Consider the following 20,318-nt stretch of genomic DNA (forward strand, 5'->3'; position numbering starts at 1 on the left):
TCTGAGACGCATCGCGCAGGCGGTCTGAGACGCTGCGCGCACGCGACGTGACGGCGCAGAGTAGACCTGTGCCCACCGGGGAGGGAAGCACGCTTTCCGTTCGTTTCCGAGGCCTATCCTGACGCGCGGTCATCCGACCGCACGTGGGAAACACCCTCTCGAACGGAGCCCCCGGTGGACCTCGTCGTCCTCATCCCCGTCCTTCTCGTCGTCGCACTCTCGTTCTTCTTCGACTTCACCAACGGCTTCCACGACACCGCGAACGCGATGGCGACCTCCGTCGCCACGGGCGCGCTGAAACCCAAGGTCGCCGTCCTCATCTCCGCGGTGCTGAACCTCGTCGGAGCATTCCTGTCGACCGCGGTCGCCAAGACCGTGTCCGAGGGCATCCTGGCCCAGGACTCCCAGGGTCTGCCCGACATCACGGTCCCCATGATCTTCGCCGGGCTGATGGGCGCTGTGCTCTGGAACCTCCTCACCTGGTGGCTCGGCCTCCCCTCGAGTTCCACGCACGCGCTGTTCGGCGGCCTCATCGGCGCCGCCGTCATCGGCGCGGGTTTCGGAGCCGTCGAGTGGGGCGGCGTCGTCTCCAAGATCGTGCTGCCGGCGCTCCTGTCGCCGTTCATCGCGGGGTCGGTCGCGCTCGTCGCGACGTATCTCGTCTACCGCGTCACGCGGATGGCGACGGTCGCCGGGTCCACCACCGCCTTCCGACACGGGCAGACGGTGTCGGCATCCCTGGTCTCGCTCGCCCACGGAACCAACGACGCGCAGAAGACGATGGGCGTCATCACGCTCACCCTCATCGTGGCGGGATACCAGGAGACGGGGACCGGCCCGCAGTTCTGGGTCATCCTCGGCGCGGGTCTCGCGATCGCCCTCGGCACCTACCTCGGCGGGTGGCGGATCATGCGGACGGTGGGCAAGCGCATCACCGACGTCAAACCTCCCCAGGGCTTCGCGGCCGAGACGAGTGCGGCATCCACGATCCTCATCTCCTCCACGCTCGGATTCCCGCTCTCGACCACGCAGGTGACCTCGGGCGCGGTGGTCGGATCGGGGCTCGGAAAAAGACTGGCGTCCGTGCACTGGAACGTCGTTGCGCGCATCGCTTTCGCATGGATCACGCTGCCCGCCGCCGCGCTGGTCGGAGGACTCGCGGCCTGGGCCGCCACCGCGGGGACGATCGGTCTCGTCGCCGTCCTGGTCGGAGGCCTCGGAGCGTGCATCGGACTCTTCCTGCTCGCCCGCCGGAAGCCGGTCTCGGCCGAGAACGTCAACGACGAATCCCTGGATGCCGACCGCGTCGGCCGCGAGGGAACGACCACGCAGGAGGCACGCGCATGAACGGCATTCGGCACACCGCGTCGGCCTCGGCCGGGTGGCTCGGCGTGGACTGGGGATCGATCGGACTCGTGTTCGTCGTCGGTCTCGTCGCGACCCTGCTGATCGTGGGGCTCTACACCGCCGGCATCCGCTTGTTGGCGGTGGGGGCGCCCGACATCCGCGTGGGGGCGGACGGCGACCCGGAGGGCCGCGACGCCGTCACGGCCACGAGGGTCGCGCCGCGACCCGTGGCGGCCACGGTCGGCGGCTACGCGTGCTTCGCCGGTTTCGCGGCCGCGGTGCTCGTGGGGGTCTACCTCGTCATCCCGGCGTTCCACGGGCACTGACGCGGCCGGGGGCCCGTGGATCTCAGTCGGCGCTGGTCACCGACTGAACCTGCCCGTCGGAGGCGAGGTTCACCAGCAGGACGTCGTCCGTCGAGTCCGGGTCGAGTGCGTACTCGAGGACCGCGAACGGGTCCGTCCCCCCGTGCTCGTCGGCCAGGATCGTCATGCTCATGAGTTGAAGCGACTTGATGACGTCGATGTGCGTATCGCCGGACGGGTCGGAGAGCAGGTCGTCGAGCTCGTCGCCCAGCGTCGCCTGCTGCTGCAGGATGTACTCGGTCACCTCGCTCGTGCGGTCGTCGAGCTCGTTGACCATGGCGTTGCGGGCGGCGAGGTCGATCGTCTCGAGCGACGAGATCATGGCCGCGGCGACGTCGAGGGCGTCGATCGACACGTCGTCCTGATCCGGTGCGGTCAGATCGACGGTGACGCTCTGGTCGCCGAACTCGACGTTCTCCGACCAGAAGATCGACCCGTCGGGGCCTGACTCGAGGAGTCCGAAGAAGTCGTGCTCGATCGCCATCCCCCCATGAAACCAGCCCGACCCCCCTCGCGAAAGGCGACCCGCCAGAGCGACGACGTGCGGTAAAGGATCAGTCGACGAGCGAGGCGGCGAAAACGTGGGGCGTGAAGCCCGTGAGATCGTTGATCCCCTCGCCCTGGCCGAGCAGCTTCACCGGGATGCCGGTACGCTCCTGCACCGCCAGGACGAACCCGCCCTTGGCCGACCCGTCGAGCTTCGTGAGGACCAGGCCGGTCACCCCGGCGCTGTCGAGGAAGGCCTGCGCCTGCATGAGCCCGTTCTGTCCCGTCGTGGCATCCAGGACCAGGAGGACCTCGCTGATCGGAGCCTGCTTCTCGATGACGCGCTTGATCTTGCCGAGCTCGTCCATCAGGCCGCCCTTGGTGTGGAGGCGGCCCGCGGTGTCGACGAGCACGATCTCGGTGCCCGTCTCCTTCGCGTGCGCCACGGTCTGGAACGCGACGGATGCCGGGTCCTGACCCTCGTGCTGGGGGCGCACGATCGTGGCTCCCCCGCGCTCGGCCCACGTCGCCAGCTGGTCGACGGCCGCGGCACGGAAGGTGTCGGCCGCGCCGACGACGACCGTCCGCCCGTAGCGCTGCAGGAACTTCGCGAACTTGCCGATCGTCGTGGTCTTGCCGACGCCGTTGACGCCGACCACGAGGACCACGGCGGGGCGTTCGGTCAGGCGCAGCGTGGTGTCGAACTTCGCGAAGTGCTCTTCGAGGGTCTCGCGCAGCATGCGCTGCAGGTCGCGCGGATCCGTCGTGCGGTAGCGGTCGACCTTCTCACGCAGCTCGTCGATGAGCCGCTCGGTCACGTCGGGACCGAAGTCGGCGGTCAGAAGAGCCGTCTCGAGGTCGTCCCACGTGGTCTCGTCGATCGTGGGTTTGACGAACAGACCGCGCAGCGCGCGGCCGAGCGACCAGGGGTTCTCAGCCATTGCTTCAGCTTACGGGCGCGGGTTCCGCCGTCGCGCGGGCGCGGTCGCCGACGCGCTGACCGACCACCGCCGACACGCCGTCCTGACGCATCGACACGCCGTACAGCGCATCCGCGATCTCCATCGTGCGCTTCTGGTGCGTGATGACGATGAGCTGGCTGCTCTCGCGCAGCTTCTCGAACACACCGAGCAGGCGACCCAGGTTGGCGTCGTCGAGCGCCGCCTCGACCTCGTCCAGGATGTAGAACGGGCTCGGGCGCGCCGTGAAGATCGCCGTGAGGAACGCCACGGCCGCGAGCGACCGCTCCCCGCCGGAGAGGAGCGAGAGTCGCTCGATCTTCTTGCCCACCGGACGCACGGCCACCTCGATGCCGGTCGTCAGGGGGTTGTCCGGATCCGTGAGCGAGATGCTGCCCGCTCCGCCGGGGAAGAGGATCGGGAAGATCTCCCCGAATGCGGCACGGGTGTCCTCGAACGCGGCGACGAAGATCGTCTGCATCCGCTCGTCGAGGTCGCCGATGATCGTCTGCAGATCGGCCCGGGTCTGCTGCAGGTCGGCGAGCTGCTCGGTGAGGAACGCGTGGCGTTGCTCGAGCGCGGCGAACTCCTCGAGCGCGAGCGGATTCACGCGGCCGAGCTGAGCGAGCTTGCGCTCGGCATCCTGCAGCCGGCGCTTCTGCGAACCGCGTTCGAACGGCTCGGTCGTCTCGCCCTCTCCGGTAGGTATGGGCTGATCCGGGCCGTATTCCGAAACGAGAATGTCTTCCTCGAGCGACAGCTCCGAGTGCACGCGTTCGAGAAGGCTCGTGACATGGAGCCGCTTCTCGTGCATCTGCAGCTCGAGTCCGTGCACGCTCTCGGTGAGTCGCGCGAGTCTCTCGCGGACCGCAGTGTCCTCCGCCCGAGCGCGGGCGAGATCGGCGGTGACGGCCGAGCGCGCGGACTCCGCGGCGGCGAGGTCGACGCGCGCCTGGCTGACCGATCGATCGACCGAGTCGAGGAGCGCCGGCAGCGCTCCGGCCACCTCGGCCGCGATCTCCCGCTGCGCGCGACGGATCACGGCGCGTCGCGCGGCAGCGGCAGCCGCGGCACGTTCGCGTTCGCGCTGCTGCTCGAGCTGCACGATGCGCGCCTCCCCCGCCCGCACGCGTTCGCGCAGCGTCTCGATGTCGAGCCGCGCCCGCATCTCGCCCTCGCGGGCCGTCTCGAGGTCGGCGAGCATCCCCTCACGGGCGGACGCATCGAGGAGCGGACGCGGCGCTTCGAGCGCGCGGGCGAGCGTCTCGTCGGCGACGCGGGCTTTCTCCTCGGCATCGGCGACCGCGGCCTGGGCCTGCGCGAGCCCGGCCTCGAGACGCTCGCATTCGGCGACCGCGGCCTCGTGCCGCACCGTGACGCGGTTGAGCTTCTCGGCGTGCGCCGCGAGGGCGGCATCGTGCGCGCGGAGGGTCGAGAGCGCCTCTTTCGTTCGCGCCCTGACGTCGGTGAGCTTCTGCTGCGCCTCGGCGAGGGCCTCGCGGAGCGAATCGGCGATCACGGTGATCTCGGCGAGGCGATCCGCCGCCGCGTCGCGCTCCGCCGCGAGCTCGAGGCGCGAACGTCCACCACCGGATCCGGCCCGCAGCGTCCGCGCGGTCATCACGGCCCCGTCGCGTGTCACGACGACGGTGCCCGCCGGTGCGGACTCGAGGTCGGCGCGTGCGGACTCCGCGGCCGCGAGATCGTCGACGATGACGACACCCGACAGGATGCCGCGCACCCCCGCCGGCGCGGAGACGACGTCGATCGCGCGCACGCCCCCGCGGACCGGCACGCCGTCGCCCGCGTCCGGAGCGTTCGCGATCGCGATCTCGACGACGCCCAGATCGCCCTCGCGCGCGGCGTGGGCCGCCGCGAAAGCAGCCGCACCGTCATCGACGAGAAGGCCCTCGGCGAGGGAGCCGAGCGCCGCGGCGATGGCGGCTTCGTACCCAGCGGTGACCTTGACGGAATCACCGACGAGTCCGCGGATGCCGGCGGCCCCGCTCGCGACGAGATCCGCCGCCGCGTTCCGCACGTCCAGCGCACGGCCGAGCGCCGTGGTCTGGGCCGTGAGGGCGTCGCGCTCGCGCTCGGCGGCGTGCAGGCGTTCGCGCAGCCCCGCGACCTCCGACTCGGTATCGTTCGTCTCGCGCTGGGCTCGCTCGTACGCGGCGGCGTGCTCGGCGCTGGACTCCTCGGGCGTAACGTCAGGATCGAGCCCCGCCCGCGCCTCCTCGGCCTCGGCGAGGCGCTCGCGCGCGGCATCCAGCGCGCGCTGCTGCCGCTCGACGGCTCCCCTCACCGCGGCGAGGCCGGACGCCGCTGCGTCGGCGGAGCCGCGCAACGCGGCGATCTTCATGTCGTGCTCGGAGACCAGCGCGCTCTGGGCCGCGATGTCGGCGTCGAGGGCGTCGAGCTCCGCGCGCGCCCGTGCGACACCGCGGGCCGCCTCGGCAGCGGCATCCTGAGCATCTCCGAGGCCGCCGGCGATCTCATCGATCTCCGTCCGCAGATCGTCGATCATCGACTGCGTCACCGTGGGCACGGCCGCGGACGCGTCCCCCTCATCGTCGGCGAGCAGCGTCAGGCGCTGCCCGGCCAGCGTGTAGAGCCCGCGAAGACGTTCCTGCACCTGCTCGAGCGAGAAGGCGACGCGTCGGGCCCGGTCGACCGCCTCGGAGCGCTGCTCCTCCTCGAGCCGCTCGACTTTCAGCCGGATGCCGTCGGCCTGGTCCTGCAGCATGAGCCGCTCGGTGTGGCGTTCGCTCTCGGCCGCGGCCGCGTCTGCGAGTTGGCGGCGCAGCTGGACGAGCTCGTCGGCGAAGAGGCGCGCTTTGGCATCACGGACGACGGCGGCGATGGTCGCCGCCTCGCGTGCGATCTCGGCCTGCTTGCCCAGCGGCTTCAGCTGCCGCCGCAACTCCCCCGCGAGGTCGCTCAGCCGGGTGAGGTTGGTCTCCATCGCCTCGAGCTTGCGGACCGTCTTCTCTTTGCGACGCCGGTGCTTGAGGATCCCGGCGGCCTCCTCGATGAAGCCGCGCCGTTCCTCGGCCGAGGCCTGCAGGACGGTGTCCAGGCGCCCCTGCCCGATGATCACGTGCATCTCGCGCCCGAGACCGGAGTCGCTCAGCAGCTCCTGCACGTCCAGCAGGCGACACGTCTGGCCGTTGATCGCGTACTCGCTGGCGCCGTTGCGGAACAGCGTGCGGCTGATCGTCACCTCGCTGTACTCGATCGGCAGAGCGCCGTCGGCGTTGTCGATCGTCAACTGCACCTCGGCACGTCCGAGAGGTCCGCGCGTGGAGGTGCCCGCGAAGATGACGTCCTCCATCTTGCCGCCGCGGAGGGTCTTGGCACCCTGCTCCCCCATGACCCAGGCGAGCGCGTCCACGACGTTGGACTTGCCCGACCCGTTCGGACCCACGATGCAGGTGACACCGGGTTCCAGCGCGAACGTCGTCGACTGCGCGAAGGACTTGAAGCCCTTGAGCGTGACGCTCTTGAGGTGCATGCGGATGCGCCTTCCCGACCGATGAACTTCCGCCTCACGCTACCCGACGACCCGCGGAATCCCGCGGTGGCTGGCCGATCGACCCCTCTCCCGACGCGCCCGGACGGCCACCGTTTCTGAGTCTTCGCTTGACATCCGCTGAGCGACCCGGCTAGCGTCGGGGGTCGCAACCGACTGAGAAAGGAGGTCACTCCCATGATTCGCAACACCACCGGCTTCTTCGCCACCGGCTTCACCGCCGCTCCCGTGCTTTCCGCACCGCTGCGCGGAGTGACCACCGCTGTCGGCATGCTGTTCGTCAGGCGTAGCCGCGCCGCGTCGAGACGACTCTTCGTCTCCGCTCCCGCCGCACCCCCGTCCGATCTCCGGATGCCGTGCGCCCGGGTCGTCCGCGACCCTCCCGCCACCTGCCGCCTTCCGTCGGCCGTGGCACCCTCGCTCTCCCTTCCTCATCGGAGCCTCCGCATGAACACCTCGCTCACGCGCGCGCCGCAGCACACGGCATCCGCGTTGTCCCTTCCCGTCGTCGAGACCACGGCCCAGCACCGCCTCGGATTCCTCGACCGTCTCTCCCTCCGCCTCGGCCTGTGGCTGCTGACGCGCGCCGCGGCACGCGCCGCCCAGCTCGCGCACCGCACGGAGCGCGGCGACCTCGCGCACCGCGCCGCTCTCGAGCGGGGCCGGCGCGAGACCCACTGGCAGCGGCAGGCGCTTCTCTCGCGTCCGCCGCTGTGATCCGGCGGGGCCGGTACCGCCGGCCCCGCCCCTCCCCACTCCTTCCACCGAAAGTTCCGACATGAGCACCCTCCCGGCCGGCCTCGAGCTGCGCCCCCTCCACATCCCGGCATCCATCGACTCCCCGGATGCCGCCGACTTCCGCGAGATGTCGCGCGTGCGCAATCTCGTCTATCGCGAGATCGCGGGCCACGACGACCACGCCATGCCCGCCGACGAGCTTCTGCCCGTCTACCGCCCGACCGCTGCGCAGATCCGGCTCGTCTGGATCGCGCTGTGGGACGGCGAGGTCGTGGGCCGCGTCGGACTCGACCTCCCCCAGGAGGACGGCGCGCGCACCGGCTTCTGGCTCATCGAGCTGCGACGCAGCGCGTGGGGCCGAGGCATCGGACGCGCCGCGCACGACCTCATCGAGCGCACGGCGCGGGAGCACGGACGGACGATCCTGCAGTCCTGGGCCGAGCACCCGGCCACGGACGGTCCGCACCTGGACGCGCCGACCGGGTTCGGTCGGATCCCCCTCGATCGTGCCGCGCAGTTCTACCTCGACGCGGGATACACCCTCGAGCAGATCGTGCGGCAGAGCCGTCTCGACCTCGCCGGCGCGGAGCCGCACCTGCGGGCACTCCTGACGGAGGCGGAGGCGGCGGCCACGGGGTACCGCGTGATCCAGTGGACGCTCCCGACTCCGCCCGAGTTCGTGGACGCCTTCGCGTACATGAAGTCGCGCATGATCACGGACGCGCCCGCCGCCGGTCTCGACTACGACGAGGAGATCTGGGATGCCGCCCGGGTCGCCGAGTGGGAGCGCACCTACTCCGACGCCGACCGGCACCTCCTCGTCACCGTCGCACAGCACGTCGATTCGGGGGAACTGGCCGCGTTCAACGAGCTCGTCGTCGGCAAGGACCGCACCGCGGTGACCCACCAGGAGGACACGCTGGTCGTGGCATCCCACCGGGGACACCGACTGGGGATGCTCGTGAAGTGTGCCGGCCTCCTCGCCTGGCGCGAGGCCGTCCCGGAGTCGCCCCGCGTGATGACGTACAACGCGGAAGAGAACCGCCCCATGCTCTCGATCAACGAGACGATCGGGTTCGCCCCGATCGCCTACGAGGGTGCATGGCAGAAGGTGCTCGGCTGACCCGCCCACGGGCCCCGGAGCGCCGAGACGGCATCCGCCTGACGTCTTCCCCGCAGCGTGCAGTGGGTTCGTCAGGCGGATGCGGTCTCGCGGCGGGGAGCGGGCGCGACGCGGGTCAGCCCCGGCGGAGCATCCCGCGCTCGCGCATGTCGTCCAGCGTCTCGAAGATGGTGGTCTCGGCCGGGCGCGGGGTGAAGCCGAGTTCCGCCTTCGCGCGTTCGTTGTGAATCACGAGCGGCGGCAGCTCGTCGCCCGGCACCTCCTCGGTCGGCGCAGCCGCGGCGAGGTCGCCGAGGTGCTCCCGGAGCAGGGATGCCACGCCCAACCACGAGATCGTCGGCCCGTCGGCGAGCAGGAGGTACCGCTTGCCGGCGGCGTCCGGCGTGCCCATCGCGGCCAGGTGCGCCGCCGAGACGTCACGGACGTCCGCGATACCGAACCGCTGCCGCGGCGCGAGCGGCATGTGCCCGTCGAGCATCGCGAGGAACGCCTGCAGCGACGAACGCGGGTCTGCGGTCAGAGTCGGTCCGGCGATCCACGTCGGGTTGAGCACGACGAGCTCGAGCCCGTTCCCCTCTCGTTCGACGAAGTCCCACACGGCACGCTCGGCGAGGGTCTTCGATCGCGGGTAGTCCGGCAACCCGGGTGCGTCCGGGTCGGTCCAGTCGCTTTCGTCGTACTCCCGCTCGCCCTCGGCATTCAGCGGCTTCGGCGAGTACCCGACGGCCGCGAACGACGAGGTCAGCACGACCCGTCGGATTCCGGCATCCCGAGCGGCGCGGACCACTCGCAGCGCGCCGTCGCGCGCGGGAGCCAGGAGGTTCGCGTCCTTCGTGGCGAGGGTCATCGGGGATGCCAGGTGGTAGATGCCGGCGACCCCGGAGACCGCGGCATCCCATCCGGCATCCTCCGTCAGGGAGGCGAGGGTGAGTTCGAGGCCTGTGTCGTCCGCCCCGGCGCGGCGGACGGCCGCGCGGAGCGCCGGCTCCGCGTCGAGGGAGCGGACGACGGCGCGCACGCGCGTGCCCCGCTGGAGGAGGTCGGCGACGACGCGGGTTCCGAGGTATCCGGTGGCTCCGGTCACCAGGACGGTGTCAGAAGAAGTGTTCATGAGCCGAGTCGAACAGCCCTCCAGCGCTGGAGGTCAAGCCCGGATCAGCATCTCGATCTCGGGGTAGATCTCGTGGACGCGCGCCTGGGCCTCCGCTTCCGCGGTGGCATCGCCGCGGTCGCGGGCGTCCCACAGGTCCGCCTTGCGACGCAGGTAATCGAGGTGCACGCGCAGGGTCGCCCTCTCGATCTCCACTCGCTCGGCATGGCGCAGGAGGATGTCGCGCTGCTCGGCCGCGGCGGCGTTCCCCCGCGCGCGATTCGCCTGGTACGCGCGCATGTCCTCGATCCCGACGCCCATCGCGCGAAGACACGCGAGCACCTGGAGGTCGTCGAGGTCGCGCTCGCGATACCGCCGGTGACCGCTGCTCGCATCGCGCGCGATCGGGCCGATGAGCCCGACGTCCTCGTAGTACCGGAGCGTGGGCACGCTGAGCCCGGACCGACGTGCGGCCTGCTGAATGGTGAGCATCGACATGCCGCTAGCTCAGCACACCTCAGGCACTTGAGGTCAAGCAGTGCTCAGCGCACGCGTTGGCACCGCGGGCAGAAGTGGCTCGAGCGGTTCATGAAGCTCACCCGCACGATCGGGCGACCGCAGCGAGGGCACGGCTGTCCGGTGCGACCGTACGCGTTGAGCGAGTGAGCGAAGTACCCCGCTTGACCGTTGACGTTGACGTACTGAGCGTCGAAGCTCGTACCGCCTTCGGCGAGAGCCTTCTCGAGCACCGCGCGTACTTCGGCCAGCAGGCGGTTCACCGAGCGGGTCGGAAGATCGGAGCCGGGCGTCTCGGGGTGGATGCGCGCCGCCCACAGCGATTCATCGGCGTAGATGTTGCCGATGCCGCTCGCCACGGTCTGGTCGAGGAGCACGCGCTTGATCCCCGACGACGTGCGCCCGAGACGCGCCCGGAACCGCGCGTCGGAGAACGCCGGGTCGAGCGGGTCGCGGGCGATGTGGGCGACCTGCGTGGGGACGCGGGGCAGTGCCGAGCCGCGGCCGCCGGCTGCGGCATCCGGGGTGTCGACCAGCTCGTCGAGGGCGAGCGACCCGAACGTGCGCTGGTCGGCGAAGACGACCGACAGCGCCCCGTGCGCGGGGTGCTCGAGCTCGATGCGGATGCGTTCGTGCCGCTCCTCGGGAGCACCGGGCACCCGGAGCAGCATCTGGCCGCTCATGCCGAGGTGCGTCACGACCGCCTCGTCGTCGCCGACCGGCATCCACAGGAACTTGCCCCGGCGGACGGCGCCCACAATACGGCGACCGGTGAGTTCGGCCTCGAAGTGCTCGGGCGAACCGGAGTGACGGGTGAGGGCGCGGGGGTCCCGCACGTCGACCGAGGCGATGAGCGCCCCCGTCACCGCGGGCTCGAGGCCGGCGCGGACGACCTCGACCTCGGGCAGCTCAGGCACGGGCGTCGAGCTCGCGCCACGCCGCGAGGGCCGCGGCCATCTCGGCCTGCTTCTTGCTCGACCCATGGCCCTGGGTGGCGACGTCGCCGACCGTCACCGTGGCGGTGAAGCGCCGATCGTGGTCGGGACCGGCCGCCTCCACGGAGTAGACCGGGGCGGACAGCGACTGGCGCGCGGCGATCTCCTGCAGGCTCGTCTTCGGATCCATCGCGGCGCCGTACCTATCCGGGTCGGCGAGCAGCGGCTCGACCAGACGCAGCACGAGCTCGGTCGCCGCATCCGGGCCGGCGGAGAGGTACGTCGCGCCGATGACCGCCTCCATCGTGTCGGCCAGGATCGAATCCTTGTCACGGCCGCCCGTGAGGATCTCGCCCCGGCCGAGCCGCACGTGATCGCCGAGACCGATGGCCCGCGCCACCTCCGCCAGGGCAACGGTCGACACGACGCTCGCGCGACGCTTGGCGAGGCTGCCCTCGTCGAGATCAGGATGCCGCGTGTACAGGCGGACCGTCACGGCCTGCCCGAGGACGGAGTCGCCGAGGAACTCGAGGCGCTCGTTGTGCGGGATGGCGCCGTTCTCGTACGCGAACGAGCGATGGGTCAGCGCAAGAGAAAGAAGCTCGGGGTCGATGTCGACCCCGAGCTTCTCGATGAGCGCAGATGTACGCGTCACCGGACGTTGATCAGACGTCGGCGACCTTGCGGCCCTTGTACTCGAGGAAGAGCTCGGTGCCCTGCGAGTCGGTGACGACCTTCGCCTGGTGAGGGCGGCTGTAGACGACCTTGCCGTTCTCGATGGTCTTGACCAGCGTGGGGGCTTCGGCCTTCCACTGCGCGCGACGCGAGCGGGTGTTGGAGCGGGAGACCTTCCGCTTCGGGGGGTTACCTGCCATGACTAGCTCTTCTCTGTCTTGGGGGCGGCGCGGAGCGCATCGCCGTCGTCTGGGGTGTACTGCTGGAGCGCCGCCCACCGGGAATCGACGGGCGTCTGCTCCGTGTCGCCGGCGCTCTCCGTCAGCTTCTCACCCGTGACCGGGTCGAGCCCGAGGCAATCCGGCTGACACACCGGCTGGAACGGAAGCGACAGGACGATGGCATCCCGGACCAGATTTTCAAGATCCACGTGGTCGTCTTGAACTTCGAAGTCGTTCGCTTCATCCCCAGGATACGCGAAAAGTTCCTGGAACTCGACTTCGACAGGCTCGGTGATGTCGGTGAGGCAGCGTCCGCAGACGCCGGAGGCCGTGGCGTAGACGGTTCCGGAGACCAGGATGCCCTCGTGGACGGACTCCAGACGCACGTCGATCTCCAGCGGCTCAGCCGCGGGGACGGCGACGAGACCCTCTCCCCACTTCTCGGGGGCGGGGATCTCGAGCTCGTGCTCGCGCATCTCGCCCGGGTGGCGCACGATGTCGCGCACGGGGAGCTGGAAGGGTCCGGGGCGGTGGGTTCTCACGGTCGTCCATGCTACCCGGACGCCCCTGGGCGCGGGCCGCACGGCATCGCGGACGCCTCACCCCGCGTCCGTGGGCGTCAGAGGCCGCGCGCGCCGGTGTCGAGGAAGCGGGCGACCGACGCGGGGACGTACGGCGAAACGTCTCCACCGAGTGCGGCCACCTGACGCACCAGCGAGCTCGACACGAGCGCGTGGGAGGGATCGGGCAGCAGGAACACGGTCTCGACGTGGGCGAGGTCGCGGTTCACGATCGCCATCGGCGTCTCGTACGCGACGTCGACCTGCGACCGGATGCCCTTGACCAGCACCTGCGCGCCCACATCGGTGGCGTAGTCGACGAGGAGCCCCATGCTCCACGCGGCGACGATGACATCGCCCTCGATGCCTTCCTCCTGGATGGACTGCTCGAGCAGGGCCTGCCGTTGAGCGATGGGCAGCATCGCCTCTTTGCCCGGGTTGTGGACGACGAGCACGTGCAGCTGATCGAACAGGCCCGCCGCGCGGCGGATCACGTCGAGGTGCCCCCGCGTCGGGGGGTCGAAGGAACCGGGTACGACGGCGATCCGCGGACTCATGCCGCCAGCCTACCGATCACGACTTGGCCAGGGCCGCGCGTTCCTCGATGCCGACACGTCGCTCGAGAGCCGCCGCGAGCCCCGGGTGCCGGACCAGGGCCGGGTCGTCGGCGAGCACCGTCTCGGCGACCGCACGCGCTTCCACGATCAGCTCGGCGTCGGTGACGACGCGCAGGAGACGCAGCGACGAGCGCACGCCCGACTGCGCGCCGCCGAGCACGTCGCCCTCTCCGCGCAGCTCGAGATCGACCTCGGCGAGTTCGAAGCCGTCCAGGGTGCGGGCGACCGCTTCGACGCGCGACCGCGACGACGTGCCCGGCGCCGCCTCCGTCACGAGCAGGCACAGTCCTGGCAGACCACCACGACCGACGCGTCCACGCAACTGGTGCAGCTGCGAGACGCCGAAGCGATCCGCTTCGAGGATGACCATCGTCGACGCGTTCGGCACGTCGACCCCGACCTCGATGACGGTGGTCGCGACCAGGACGTCGATGTCGCCGCGCGCGAACGCCTGCATCACGGCATCCTTCTCGTCGGCGTGCATCTTGCCGTGCAGGATCTCGACCCGGATGTCGGCGAACGCCGGGAGCGTGTCGAGCAGCGCTCGAACCTGGACGACGCCCCAGCGGGTACGCGCGTCGGCAGGCCCCTCGGCCGGTTCGTCGCCGACCTCGTCGGAGGTGAGCTTCTCGGCGTCGATCGCGGCGCACACGACGAACACCTGGTGCGTCTTCGCCACCTCTTCGGCGACGCGGTCCCACACCCGCGCGAACCAGCCCGGCTTCTCGGCGAGGGGCGCGACGAAGGTCTGGATGCCGGCACGCCCGGCCGGCATCGTGCGGATCGTGGAGACATCCAGGTCGCCGAACACCGTCATCGCGACCGTGCGAGGAATGGGGGTCGCCGTCAGCACGAGCGTGTGCGGAGAATCGCCCTTGGCTCGGAGCGCTTCGCGCTGGTCGACCCCGAATCGATGCTGCTCGTCGACCACGACGAAGCCGAGGTCGGCGAACGTCGTCGTGGAACTGAGGAGGGCATGGGTGCCGACCACGATCCGGGCCTGACCGGATGCCACCCGCAGGGCGGCGCGACGACGCTCGGCCGCCGGGAGCTGACCCGTGAGCAGTGTCGGCATCAGCTCGGGCGCCAGCTGCGGGCCGAGCATCTTCGCGATCGAGCGGACGTGCTGGGCGGCGAGCACCTCGGTCGGGGCGATGAGCGCCGATTGGCCGCCGGATTCGGCCACCTGCAGCATCGCCCGGAGGGCCACGAGTGTCTTTCCCGAACCGACCTCGCCCTGGACCAGCCGGTTCATCGGCCAGTCGCCCACGAGGTCGTCGGCGATCCGGGCCCCGACCGTCTCCTGATCGGGCGTGAGCGCGAAGGGCAGGGACGCGTCGAAGCGTTCGAGCAGCCCACCCGGGGCCGCGGGACGCTTCGTCGCCGACAGGGCACGGACGAACTGACGCTGCTGCAGCAGAGCGGTCTGCAGGACGAAAGCCTCCTGCATGCGCAAAGTCTCGACCGCCGGCGGGATCTCGTCGTCGTGGTAGGGCCGGTGGATGTGTTCGAGCGCGGTCCGCGCGCCGACGAGGCCGCGGCGCTCGCGCAGATCGTCGGGCAGAGGATCGTCGACGGCGCCGAGGCCGTCGAGCACGAGGGCGATCGTCTTCTGCACGAGCGGGCTCGGCACCGTGCTGGTGGCGGGATAGATCGGGATGGGGCGCTTGGCGTTCACCTCGGCCTCGGCGCGGGCCTCCTCGAGGTCGTCGAAGAGCGAGTAGTCGGGGTGGGTCAACTGCGTCTGACGGCGGTACTCCCCCACCTTTCCCGAGAAGATGCCGCGCCGACCCGGCGTCAGGTCTTTCAGACGCCACGACTGGTTGAAGAACGTGAGCGACAGGCGGCCGTCGCCGTCGCTGATGATGACCTCCAGCAGCGATCCCCGGCGGTTCTGCATCCGCCGTTCGGTCGCGCTGACGACTTCGGCCACGATCGTGACCGGCTCGCCGAGCGGCAGCGACGCGATGGGGGTGAGCTCTCCGCGCCGCGCGTAGCGTCGCGGATAGTGCTCGAGGAGTTCCCCGACGGTCTTCATGCCGAACGCGCGCTCGAACGCCGCGGCGGTCTTGCCGCCCACGGCGCCGTCGAGTCGGGACGACAGCGAGAGACCGGGCATGCACCGAGTCTAGGCACGGCCCCGGACACGCGGTTTGTAGGCTGAGAGGGTGACCCGCATCATCTCCGGCCGCGCGGGCGGCACGGTCCTCGACGTCCCGCCCAAGGGCACGCGGCCCACGAGCGACCGTGTCCGCGAGTCGCTCTTCGGCGCCCTCGATTCCGCGGACCTCGTCGACGGTGCGCGCGTGCTCGACCTCTACGCGGGCTCGGGCGCGCTGGGGCTCGAGAGCCTCAGCCGCGGTGCCCTCTCCGCCGATCTCGTCGAACTCTCCGCTCCCGCGGCGGCCCTCATCCGCAAGAACGCGGAACGGCTGCGCGCCGCCGGTGCGAGCGGCACGGCCCGGGTGCACCGCGCCAACGCCGCGACCTACCTGGAGACCTCATCCGCCGAGTGGGACCTCGTGTTCCTCGACCCCCCGTACGACGTCTCGGACGACGAGATCGCCCGGGTCCTCGCCGGGGTCGCCCCGCGACTGAGCGTCGATGCCGTGGTCATCGTCGAACGGGCGAAGCGTTCCCCGGCCCCGGACTGGGATGCCGCCGGCCTCGAGGCCGATCGCCACCGCACCTACGGCGACACGACGCTGTGGTGGGGGCGCCCCGCGCTTCCGCGCGCGTGAGTCGCCGGCGCCGCACCGGTCAGCCGCGGCCGGCGTCCCAATCGCGGTAGGGGTCCCAACCGGTGCGGCCGGTCCACGGGCGGCCGTCGACCGTCACGGCGACCTCGCCGCGGGCGACGACCGTGCCAACACGCCGACCCGGACCGTCGGTCCCCGCGGGGTAGGTCACGAGGAAGCCGTGGTCTTCTCCCCCGCCGAGCGCTCGCGCGAGGTCGTCTCCCAGCGCACCCGCGTCGAAGGCGATCGTCACCCCGGACGCGTCGGCCAGGCGCTCGGCATCCAGGGCCAGTCCGTCGGAGACGTCCATCATGGCGGTGGCTCCCGCGTCCGCGGCGCGCAGCGCGTCGGCGATCGGCGGATGAGGGCGCAGTTGCCGGTCCAGGCCTTCCGCGTCCTCGGCTCCGAGTGAGGCCCGCGCCTCGGGAGTCACCAGGATGGGCGCACCGGCCGCATCGACGAAGCGGGTGAACAGCACGTCGAGGCCCCGGCCGGCGACGCCGAGTTCGCCGATGATGTGCACGGCATCCCCCGCCCGCGCTCCGGATCGGCGCACCGGTTCGCGGCCGTCGAGACTCCCCAGTGCGGTGACGGCGATCGTCAGCGTGTCCGACACGGCGAGGTCGCCGCCCTCGACGGCGCATCCGGGCGCGAGGTCGGCGCACGCCTCGGCGAGACCGTCCGCCAGCCCGCGGACGAACGACAGCGGGGTGGACTCCGGCATCGCGAGGGCCACGAGAAGCGCGATCGGCCGCGCGCCCATCGCGGCGACGTCGGCGAGGTTCACCGCCGCCGACTTGTACCCGAGGTCGACCGCCGACGACCAGGCCAACCGGAAGTCCGGGCCGTGCACGAGCGTGTCGGTGGTGGCGACGACACGGCCGTCGGGGACGGCCAGAACCGCCGCATCATCACCGGGGCCGACGGGCGCGGTCGAGGCGGGCAGGCGGCTCAGGATGCCGCGGAGCACCTGCCCCTCGGACAGCTCCCCCACGGTGGTCTCGGCGTCGGTCACCCTCCCACGCTATTAGCCTGGAGGGGTGCCCCGCTCCCGTCGTCCCCTCGCGCTCCTCGCCGTCCTCGCCCTGCTGCCGGGACTCGCCGCGTGCACCACGACGGTCTCGATGGAGCCGGCCAAGGCGGCGAACGACCCGGCCTGCGCGCAGATCACCTCGCGTCTACCGAAGTCGATCTCGGGCCAGGACCGCCGCTGGACGGACGCGCAGGCGACCGGCGCGTACGGGAATCCGGCCAGCATCCTCATCACGTGCGGCCTCGAGGCCCCGGGTCCCTCGACCCTGCCGTGCCGCACGTTCGACGGCGTCGACTGGCTCGTGGACGAGTCGCAGGCGACCGATCAGAAGTACACGCTGACGACGTTCGGGCACCAGCCGGCCATCCAGGTCTTCCTGAACGCCGGCACCGCCAGCAGCGCCGACATCGCGCGGGCGCTCGCGCCGCTCATCCGCGACTACCTGCCCGCGACCGGGCAGGTCTGCACCTCCCCGGCGGACGCGACCCCCGCGCCGACCCCCTCGTCCTGAGCGCGGGCGCCGGTCGGGTCAGTCGCGCGTCAGCGCCGCGTCGAGCAGGTCGCTGATGAGCTCGGGGTACGACAGTCCCGAGGCGATCCAGCAGGTGGGGAACATCGAGATCGGCGTGAACCCGGGCATGGTGTTGACCTCGTTCACGTAGAACTCGGTGCCGGTGTAGAAGAAGTCGACGCGGGCGAGCCCCTCGCCGCCGAGCGCCTCGAACGCCTGCGCAGCGATCCGCTGCATCTCGGCGAGCTCGCCGTCCCGGAGGTCGGCCGGGCACACGAGGTCGACGCCGGGCGCGTTCATGTACTTCGCCTCGAAGTCGTAGAACTCCCGCCCCGTGACCACGATCTCGCCGGCGACGCTGACGCGCACCGGTCCGCCGTCGCGACCGGGCAGCACACCGCACTCCAGCTCGCGCCCGACGACGGCCTGCTCGACCAGCACGAGGCGGTCCTCGGCGAAGGCCGTGTCGAAAGCGGCATCCAGGTCTTCCCATCGCGAGACCTTCGTGACGCCGACGCTGGAACCGGCCTCGTTGGGCTTGACGAACACCGGGAGGTCGAGCGAGCGGATGCGGCGCTCCCACAGGTCGCGGTTGCGCGCGAGGTCGGCCCGGGTCACCGCGACCCACGGCACGACGGGCACGCCCGCGGAGCGCAGCACGCGCTTGGTGACGTTCTTGTTCATGCCGATCGCCGACATGAGGACTCCCCCGCCGGCGTACGGGATGCCGAGGAGCTCGAGGAGCCCCTGGATCGTGCCGTCCTCCCCGAACCGACCGTGCAGGATCGGGAGCACCACGTCGATGTCGCCGAGGGAACGTTCGCCGTCGGCATCCGTGACCGTCCACTCCCGCGAGAGCACGGATTCCGGCAGTCGCACTCGGGTGCCGTTGTCGCGCACCTCGGGCAACGCCTCGGGGCGCAGCGCGAACTTGTCGGGGTCGTCGTCCTCGAGCACGAAGGCGCCGTCGCGGGTGATCCCGACGGGGATCACACGGAAGCGGTCACGATCGATCGCCCGCAGCACCCCTCCCGCCGTGGCGGAACTGATCGAATGCTCGCTGGAGCGCCCGCCGAAGAGCACCACCACCGCCGGTCTGGTCATTCTGCGTCCTCTCGCCCTGCGGCTGGTCGTCGTCGGTCGTGAGATGGGGCGCGATGTCGCGCGGGTCCATGGTGCCGTCCAGCACCATCTTCACCTGCCGGACGATCGGCATGTCGACACCGACCTCGCGGGCGAGCTGCAGGACGGGGGCCACGGATGCCAGCCCCTCCGCCGTCTGCTGCATCTGCTTCACGACGTCCTGGTAGCCGTAGCCCTGACCCAGCAGGCGTCCGGCCGTGTTGTTGCGGCTCAGCGGCGACTGGCACGTGGCGATGAGATCGCCCAGGCCCGCGAGACCCTGGAGGGTCTCGGGCTGCGCTCCCTGCGCGACGGCGAAGTCCGTCATCTCCACCAGCCCGCGCGTGATGATCGACGCCTTGGTGTTCTCGCCGTATCCGACGCCGTCGACGATGCCGATGGCCACCGCGATGAGGTTCTTCAGCACACCGCCGAACTCGGTGCCGATGACGTCGGTGTTCACGAAGGAACGGAAGTAGCGGTTGCGCGCGCGCCGGGCGACGGCTTCGGCGGTCTCGGGGCTCAGCGAGCTGATGACGGCCGCGGTCGGCTGCTCGCGCGCGATCTCCAGGGCGAGGTTGGGTCCGGATGCCACGGCGATACGCGCCGGATCGCATTCGAGCACCTGGGCGATGACCTGACTCATCCGCAGCCCCGTCGACTTCTCGACGCCCTTCATCAGCGACACCAGGGGGACGTCGGTGCGCTCGACGAGGGGGCGGATCGCGGCGAGGTTCTCGCGCAGCGACTGGCTGGGCACGGACAGGTAGATCTGCTCCGCACCGTGCAGGGCCTCGGCGAGGTCGGTCGTCGCCGTCATCGTGCGCGGCAGGTTGATGCCCGAAAGGTAGCGGCTGTTGCGCTTGGACTCGGTGATCTCGGCGGCCAGTTCGGGCCTCCGTGCCCACATGACCACCGATGCGCCGCCGTCGGCGAGGATCTTGCCGAACGTCGTGCCCCAGCTACCGGCACCGACGACGGCGACCTTGGGTGCGGGAGCTTCGCTCTTACGACTCAAGGCGGCCCGTCTCGTTCTGCCCGTGCTGCGACGGGTTCCAGCGCTCGGCCGGTGCCGGCAGACCCCGGAGGCCCGAGAGCATCTCGGAGATGCGGGCCATGAGCGCATCGGTCGCGCGCGTGAGCGTCGCCGGCTGCGTCGCGGTCGCGCGGTACTCGGAGACGTCCAGCGCCGGACCGAACTCCACGATCACGTGGGCGCGTCGGGGGAAGCGGAGCTTTCCATAGCGCGGCAGGATCTGCTGCACGCCCCACTGCGCCATGGGGATGAGTGGGAGGTCACCGCCGAGTGCCAGACGCACAGCCCCCGTCTTTCCCCGCATCGGCCACAGCTCCGGGTCGCGGGTCAGCGTGCCCTCGGGGTAGACGATGACGCCGCGGCCGTCGCGGGCGATGTCCTGCGCCGCCGTGATCGACTGGTTCGCGCTCGTGGACGTCCGGGGAACGGGCACCATTCCGGTCGCCCGCAGCGACGCGCCGAGGACGGGGACCTTGAACAGGCTCTCCTTGGCCATGAACCGCGGTGCGCGACCGGCGCGCCACACCGAGACGGCGACGATGAGCGGATCGAACTCCGAGTTGTGGTTGGGCGCCAGCACGTAGGCGCCCTCCCTCGGGAGGTTCTCCACGCCGCGCATCTCGATACGGGCGAAGAGACCCGTGAGTGGCACCACGATCGCGGCGAGAGGCCAGAAGGCGCTGGGCCGGCTCTTCTCCGGGGAGGCCGCCACGG

The 20,318-nt window shown here is 70.9% G+C and carries 21 protein-coding genes; 6 read left to right on the forward strand and 15 right to left on the reverse strand.

The features are described 5' to 3' along the window. The first annotated feature begins 174 nt into the window (after positions 1-174). Positions 175-1,347, forward strand: coding sequence for an inorganic phosphate transporter (locus tag P8R59_RS15740; RefSeq protein ID WP_278101826.1), 1,173 nt, complete (start codon positions 175-177; stop codon positions 1,345-1,347). Next, positions 1,344-1,673, forward strand: coding sequence for a hypothetical protein (locus P8R59_RS15745; RefSeq protein ID WP_278101827.1), 330 nt, complete (start codon positions 1,344-1,346; stop codon positions 1,671-1,673). The genes P8R59_RS15740 and P8R59_RS15745 overlap by 4 nt, the downstream gene beginning before the upstream one ends. Positions 1,674-1,695: 22 nt before the next feature. Here P8R59_RS15745 and P8R59_RS15750 read toward each other — a convergent pair whose 3' ends face one another. The 3 genes from P8R59_RS15750 to smc all read right to left on the reverse strand — a co-directional run bounded on the left by P8R59_RS15750 (position 1,696) and on the right by smc (position 6,671). Beyond that, positions 1,696-2,196 (reverse strand): DUF2004 domain-containing protein, encoded by a 501-nt coding sequence (locus P8R59_RS15750; protein WP_076490262.1) that lies wholly within the window; start codon positions 2,194-2,196, stop codon positions 1,696-1,698. A gap of 70 nt (positions 2,197-2,266) precedes the next feature. Further along, a complete protein-coding gene (ftsY, locus tag P8R59_RS15755) occupies positions 2,267-3,139 on the reverse strand; it encodes a signal recognition particle-docking protein FtsY (RefSeq protein WP_278101828.1) in 873 nt (290 codons plus the stop codon). 4 nt (positions 3,140-3,143) lie between these two features. Further along, the gene (gene smc / locus P8R59_RS15760; protein WP_278101829.1) at positions 3,144-6,671 is read right to left on the reverse strand and encodes a chromosome segregation protein SMC; all 3,528 of its coding nucleotides are present in this window, start codon (positions 6,669-6,671) and stop codon (positions 3,144-3,146) included. 195 nt (positions 6,672-6,866) lie between these two features. Here smc and P8R59_RS15765 point away from each other — a divergent pair, with 195 nt between their 5' ends. Both P8R59_RS15765 and P8R59_RS15770 read left to right on the forward strand, forming a co-directional pair. Further along, entirely contained in the window at positions 6,867-7,406 is a 540-nt protein-coding gene (locus tag P8R59_RS15765; RefSeq protein WP_278101830.1) for a hypothetical protein, read from the forward strand. 61 nt (positions 7,407-7,467) lie between these two features. Next, positions 7,468-8,550 carry a GNAT family N-acetyltransferase gene (locus P8R59_RS15770; RefSeq protein WP_278101831.1) on the forward strand — a complete coding sequence of 361 codons (1,083 nt, stop codon included), beginning with the start codon at positions 7,468-7,470 and terminating at the stop codon, positions 8,548-8,550. Between the two features lie 115 nt (positions 8,551-8,665). On the opposite strand, the gene P8R59_RS15775 is transcribed toward P8R59_RS15770, so the two are convergent. From P8R59_RS15775 to P8R59_RS15810, 8 genes are all read right to left on the reverse strand, one after another. Next, positions 8,666-9,661 carry an NAD-dependent epimerase/dehydratase family protein gene (locus P8R59_RS15775; RefSeq protein WP_278101832.1) on the reverse strand — a complete coding sequence of 332 codons (996 nt, stop codon included), beginning with the start codon at positions 9,659-9,661 and terminating at the stop codon, positions 8,666-8,668. A gap of 33 nt (positions 9,662-9,694) precedes the next feature. After that, positions 9,695-10,132, reverse strand: a complete 438-nt coding sequence (locus tag P8R59_RS15780; RefSeq protein WP_278101833.1) for a MerR family transcriptional regulator — start codon at positions 10,130-10,132, stop codon at positions 9,695-9,697. Between the two features lie 50 nt (positions 10,133-10,182). Further along, positions 10,183-11,073 carry a bifunctional DNA-formamidopyrimidine glycosylase/DNA-(apurinic or apyrimidinic site) lyase gene (gene mutM / locus P8R59_RS15785; protein WP_278101834.1) on the reverse strand — a complete coding sequence of 297 codons (891 nt, stop codon included), beginning with the start codon at positions 11,071-11,073 and terminating at the stop codon, positions 10,183-10,185. Further along, a complete protein-coding gene (gene rnc / locus P8R59_RS15790; protein ID WP_077051649.1) occupies positions 11,066-11,746 on the reverse strand; it encodes a ribonuclease III in 681 nt (226 codons plus the stop codon). The genes mutM and rnc overlap by 8 nt, the downstream gene beginning before the upstream one ends. Positions 11,747-11,756: 10 nt before the next feature. Continuing rightward, positions 11,757-11,966: a 50S ribosomal protein L32 gene (gene rpmF, locus P8R59_RS15795; RefSeq protein ID WP_019179169.1), complete on the reverse strand. Its 210-nt coding sequence runs from the start codon at positions 11,964-11,966 to the stop codon at positions 11,757-11,759. Positions 11,967-11,968: 2 nt separating this feature from the next. Beyond that, the gene (locus tag P8R59_RS15800; RefSeq protein WP_077052639.1) at positions 11,969-12,463 is read right to left on the reverse strand and encodes a YceD family protein; all 495 of its coding nucleotides are present in this window, start codon (positions 12,461-12,463) and stop codon (positions 11,969-11,971) included. A 143-nt stretch (positions 12,464-12,606) separates the two neighbouring features. Beyond that, positions 12,607-13,104 (reverse strand): pantetheine-phosphate adenylyltransferase, encoded by a 498-nt coding sequence (coaD, locus tag P8R59_RS15805; protein WP_077051650.1) that lies wholly within the window; start codon positions 13,102-13,104, stop codon positions 12,607-12,609. 16 nt (positions 13,105-13,120) lie between these two features. Beyond that, the gene (locus P8R59_RS15810) at positions 13,121-15,283 is read right to left on the reverse strand and encodes an ATP-dependent DNA helicase RecG (RefSeq protein WP_278101835.1); all 2,163 of its coding nucleotides are present in this window, start codon (positions 15,281-15,283) and stop codon (positions 13,121-13,123) included. Between the two features lie 49 nt (positions 15,284-15,332). Here P8R59_RS15810 and rsmD point away from each other — a divergent pair, with 49 nt between their 5' ends. Then, on the forward strand, positions 15,333-15,905 hold the full coding sequence (gene rsmD / locus P8R59_RS15815) for a 16S rRNA (guanine(966)-N(2))-methyltransferase RsmD (RefSeq protein WP_278101836.1): 573 nt from the start codon (positions 15,333-15,335) through the stop codon (positions 15,903-15,905). 19 nt (positions 15,906-15,924) lie between these two features. On the opposite strand, the gene P8R59_RS15820 is transcribed toward rsmD, so the two are convergent. Then, positions 15,925-16,917, reverse strand: coding sequence for a thiamine-phosphate kinase (locus P8R59_RS15820; protein ID WP_278101837.1), 993 nt, complete (start codon positions 16,915-16,917; stop codon positions 15,925-15,927). A 25-nt stretch (positions 16,918-16,942) separates the two neighbouring features. Here P8R59_RS15820 and P8R59_RS15825 point away from each other — a divergent pair, with 25 nt between their 5' ends. Further along, a complete protein-coding gene (locus tag P8R59_RS15825; RefSeq protein WP_278101838.1) occupies positions 16,943-17,446 on the forward strand; it encodes a DUF3515 family protein in 504 nt (167 codons plus the stop codon). Between the two features lie 18 nt (positions 17,447-17,464). Here the strand turns inward: P8R59_RS15825 and P8R59_RS15830 are convergent, their stop codons facing one another. From P8R59_RS15830 to P8R59_RS15840, 3 genes are read right to left on the reverse strand one after another with little or no spacing between them, the layout of a single operon-like run. Beyond that, positions 17,465-18,550, reverse strand: coding sequence for a D-alanine--D-alanine ligase family protein (locus P8R59_RS15830; RefSeq protein WP_278101839.1), 1,086 nt, complete (start codon positions 18,548-18,550; stop codon positions 17,465-17,467). Next, complete coding sequence (locus P8R59_RS15835; RefSeq protein ID WP_077051656.1) at positions 18,450-19,586, reverse strand: NAD(P)H-dependent glycerol-3-phosphate dehydrogenase; 1,137 nt, start codon at positions 19,584-19,586, stop codon at positions 18,450-18,452. The genes P8R59_RS15830 and P8R59_RS15835 overlap by 101 nt, the downstream gene beginning before the upstream one ends. Further along, positions 19,576-20,316 (reverse strand): lysophospholipid acyltransferase family protein, encoded by a 741-nt coding sequence (locus tag P8R59_RS15840; RefSeq protein ID WP_278101840.1) that lies wholly within the window; start codon positions 20,314-20,316, stop codon positions 19,576-19,578. Before P8R59_RS15840 ends, P8R59_RS15835 begins: the two co-directional genes overlap by 11 nt. Between the last annotated feature and the right edge of the window lie 2 nt (positions 20,317-20,318).

The organism is Microbacterium proteolyticum (assembly GCF_029639405.1).
In the GTDB taxonomy this organism is placed as follows: Bacteria; Actinomycetota; Actinomycetes; order Actinomycetales; family Microbacteriaceae; genus Microbacterium.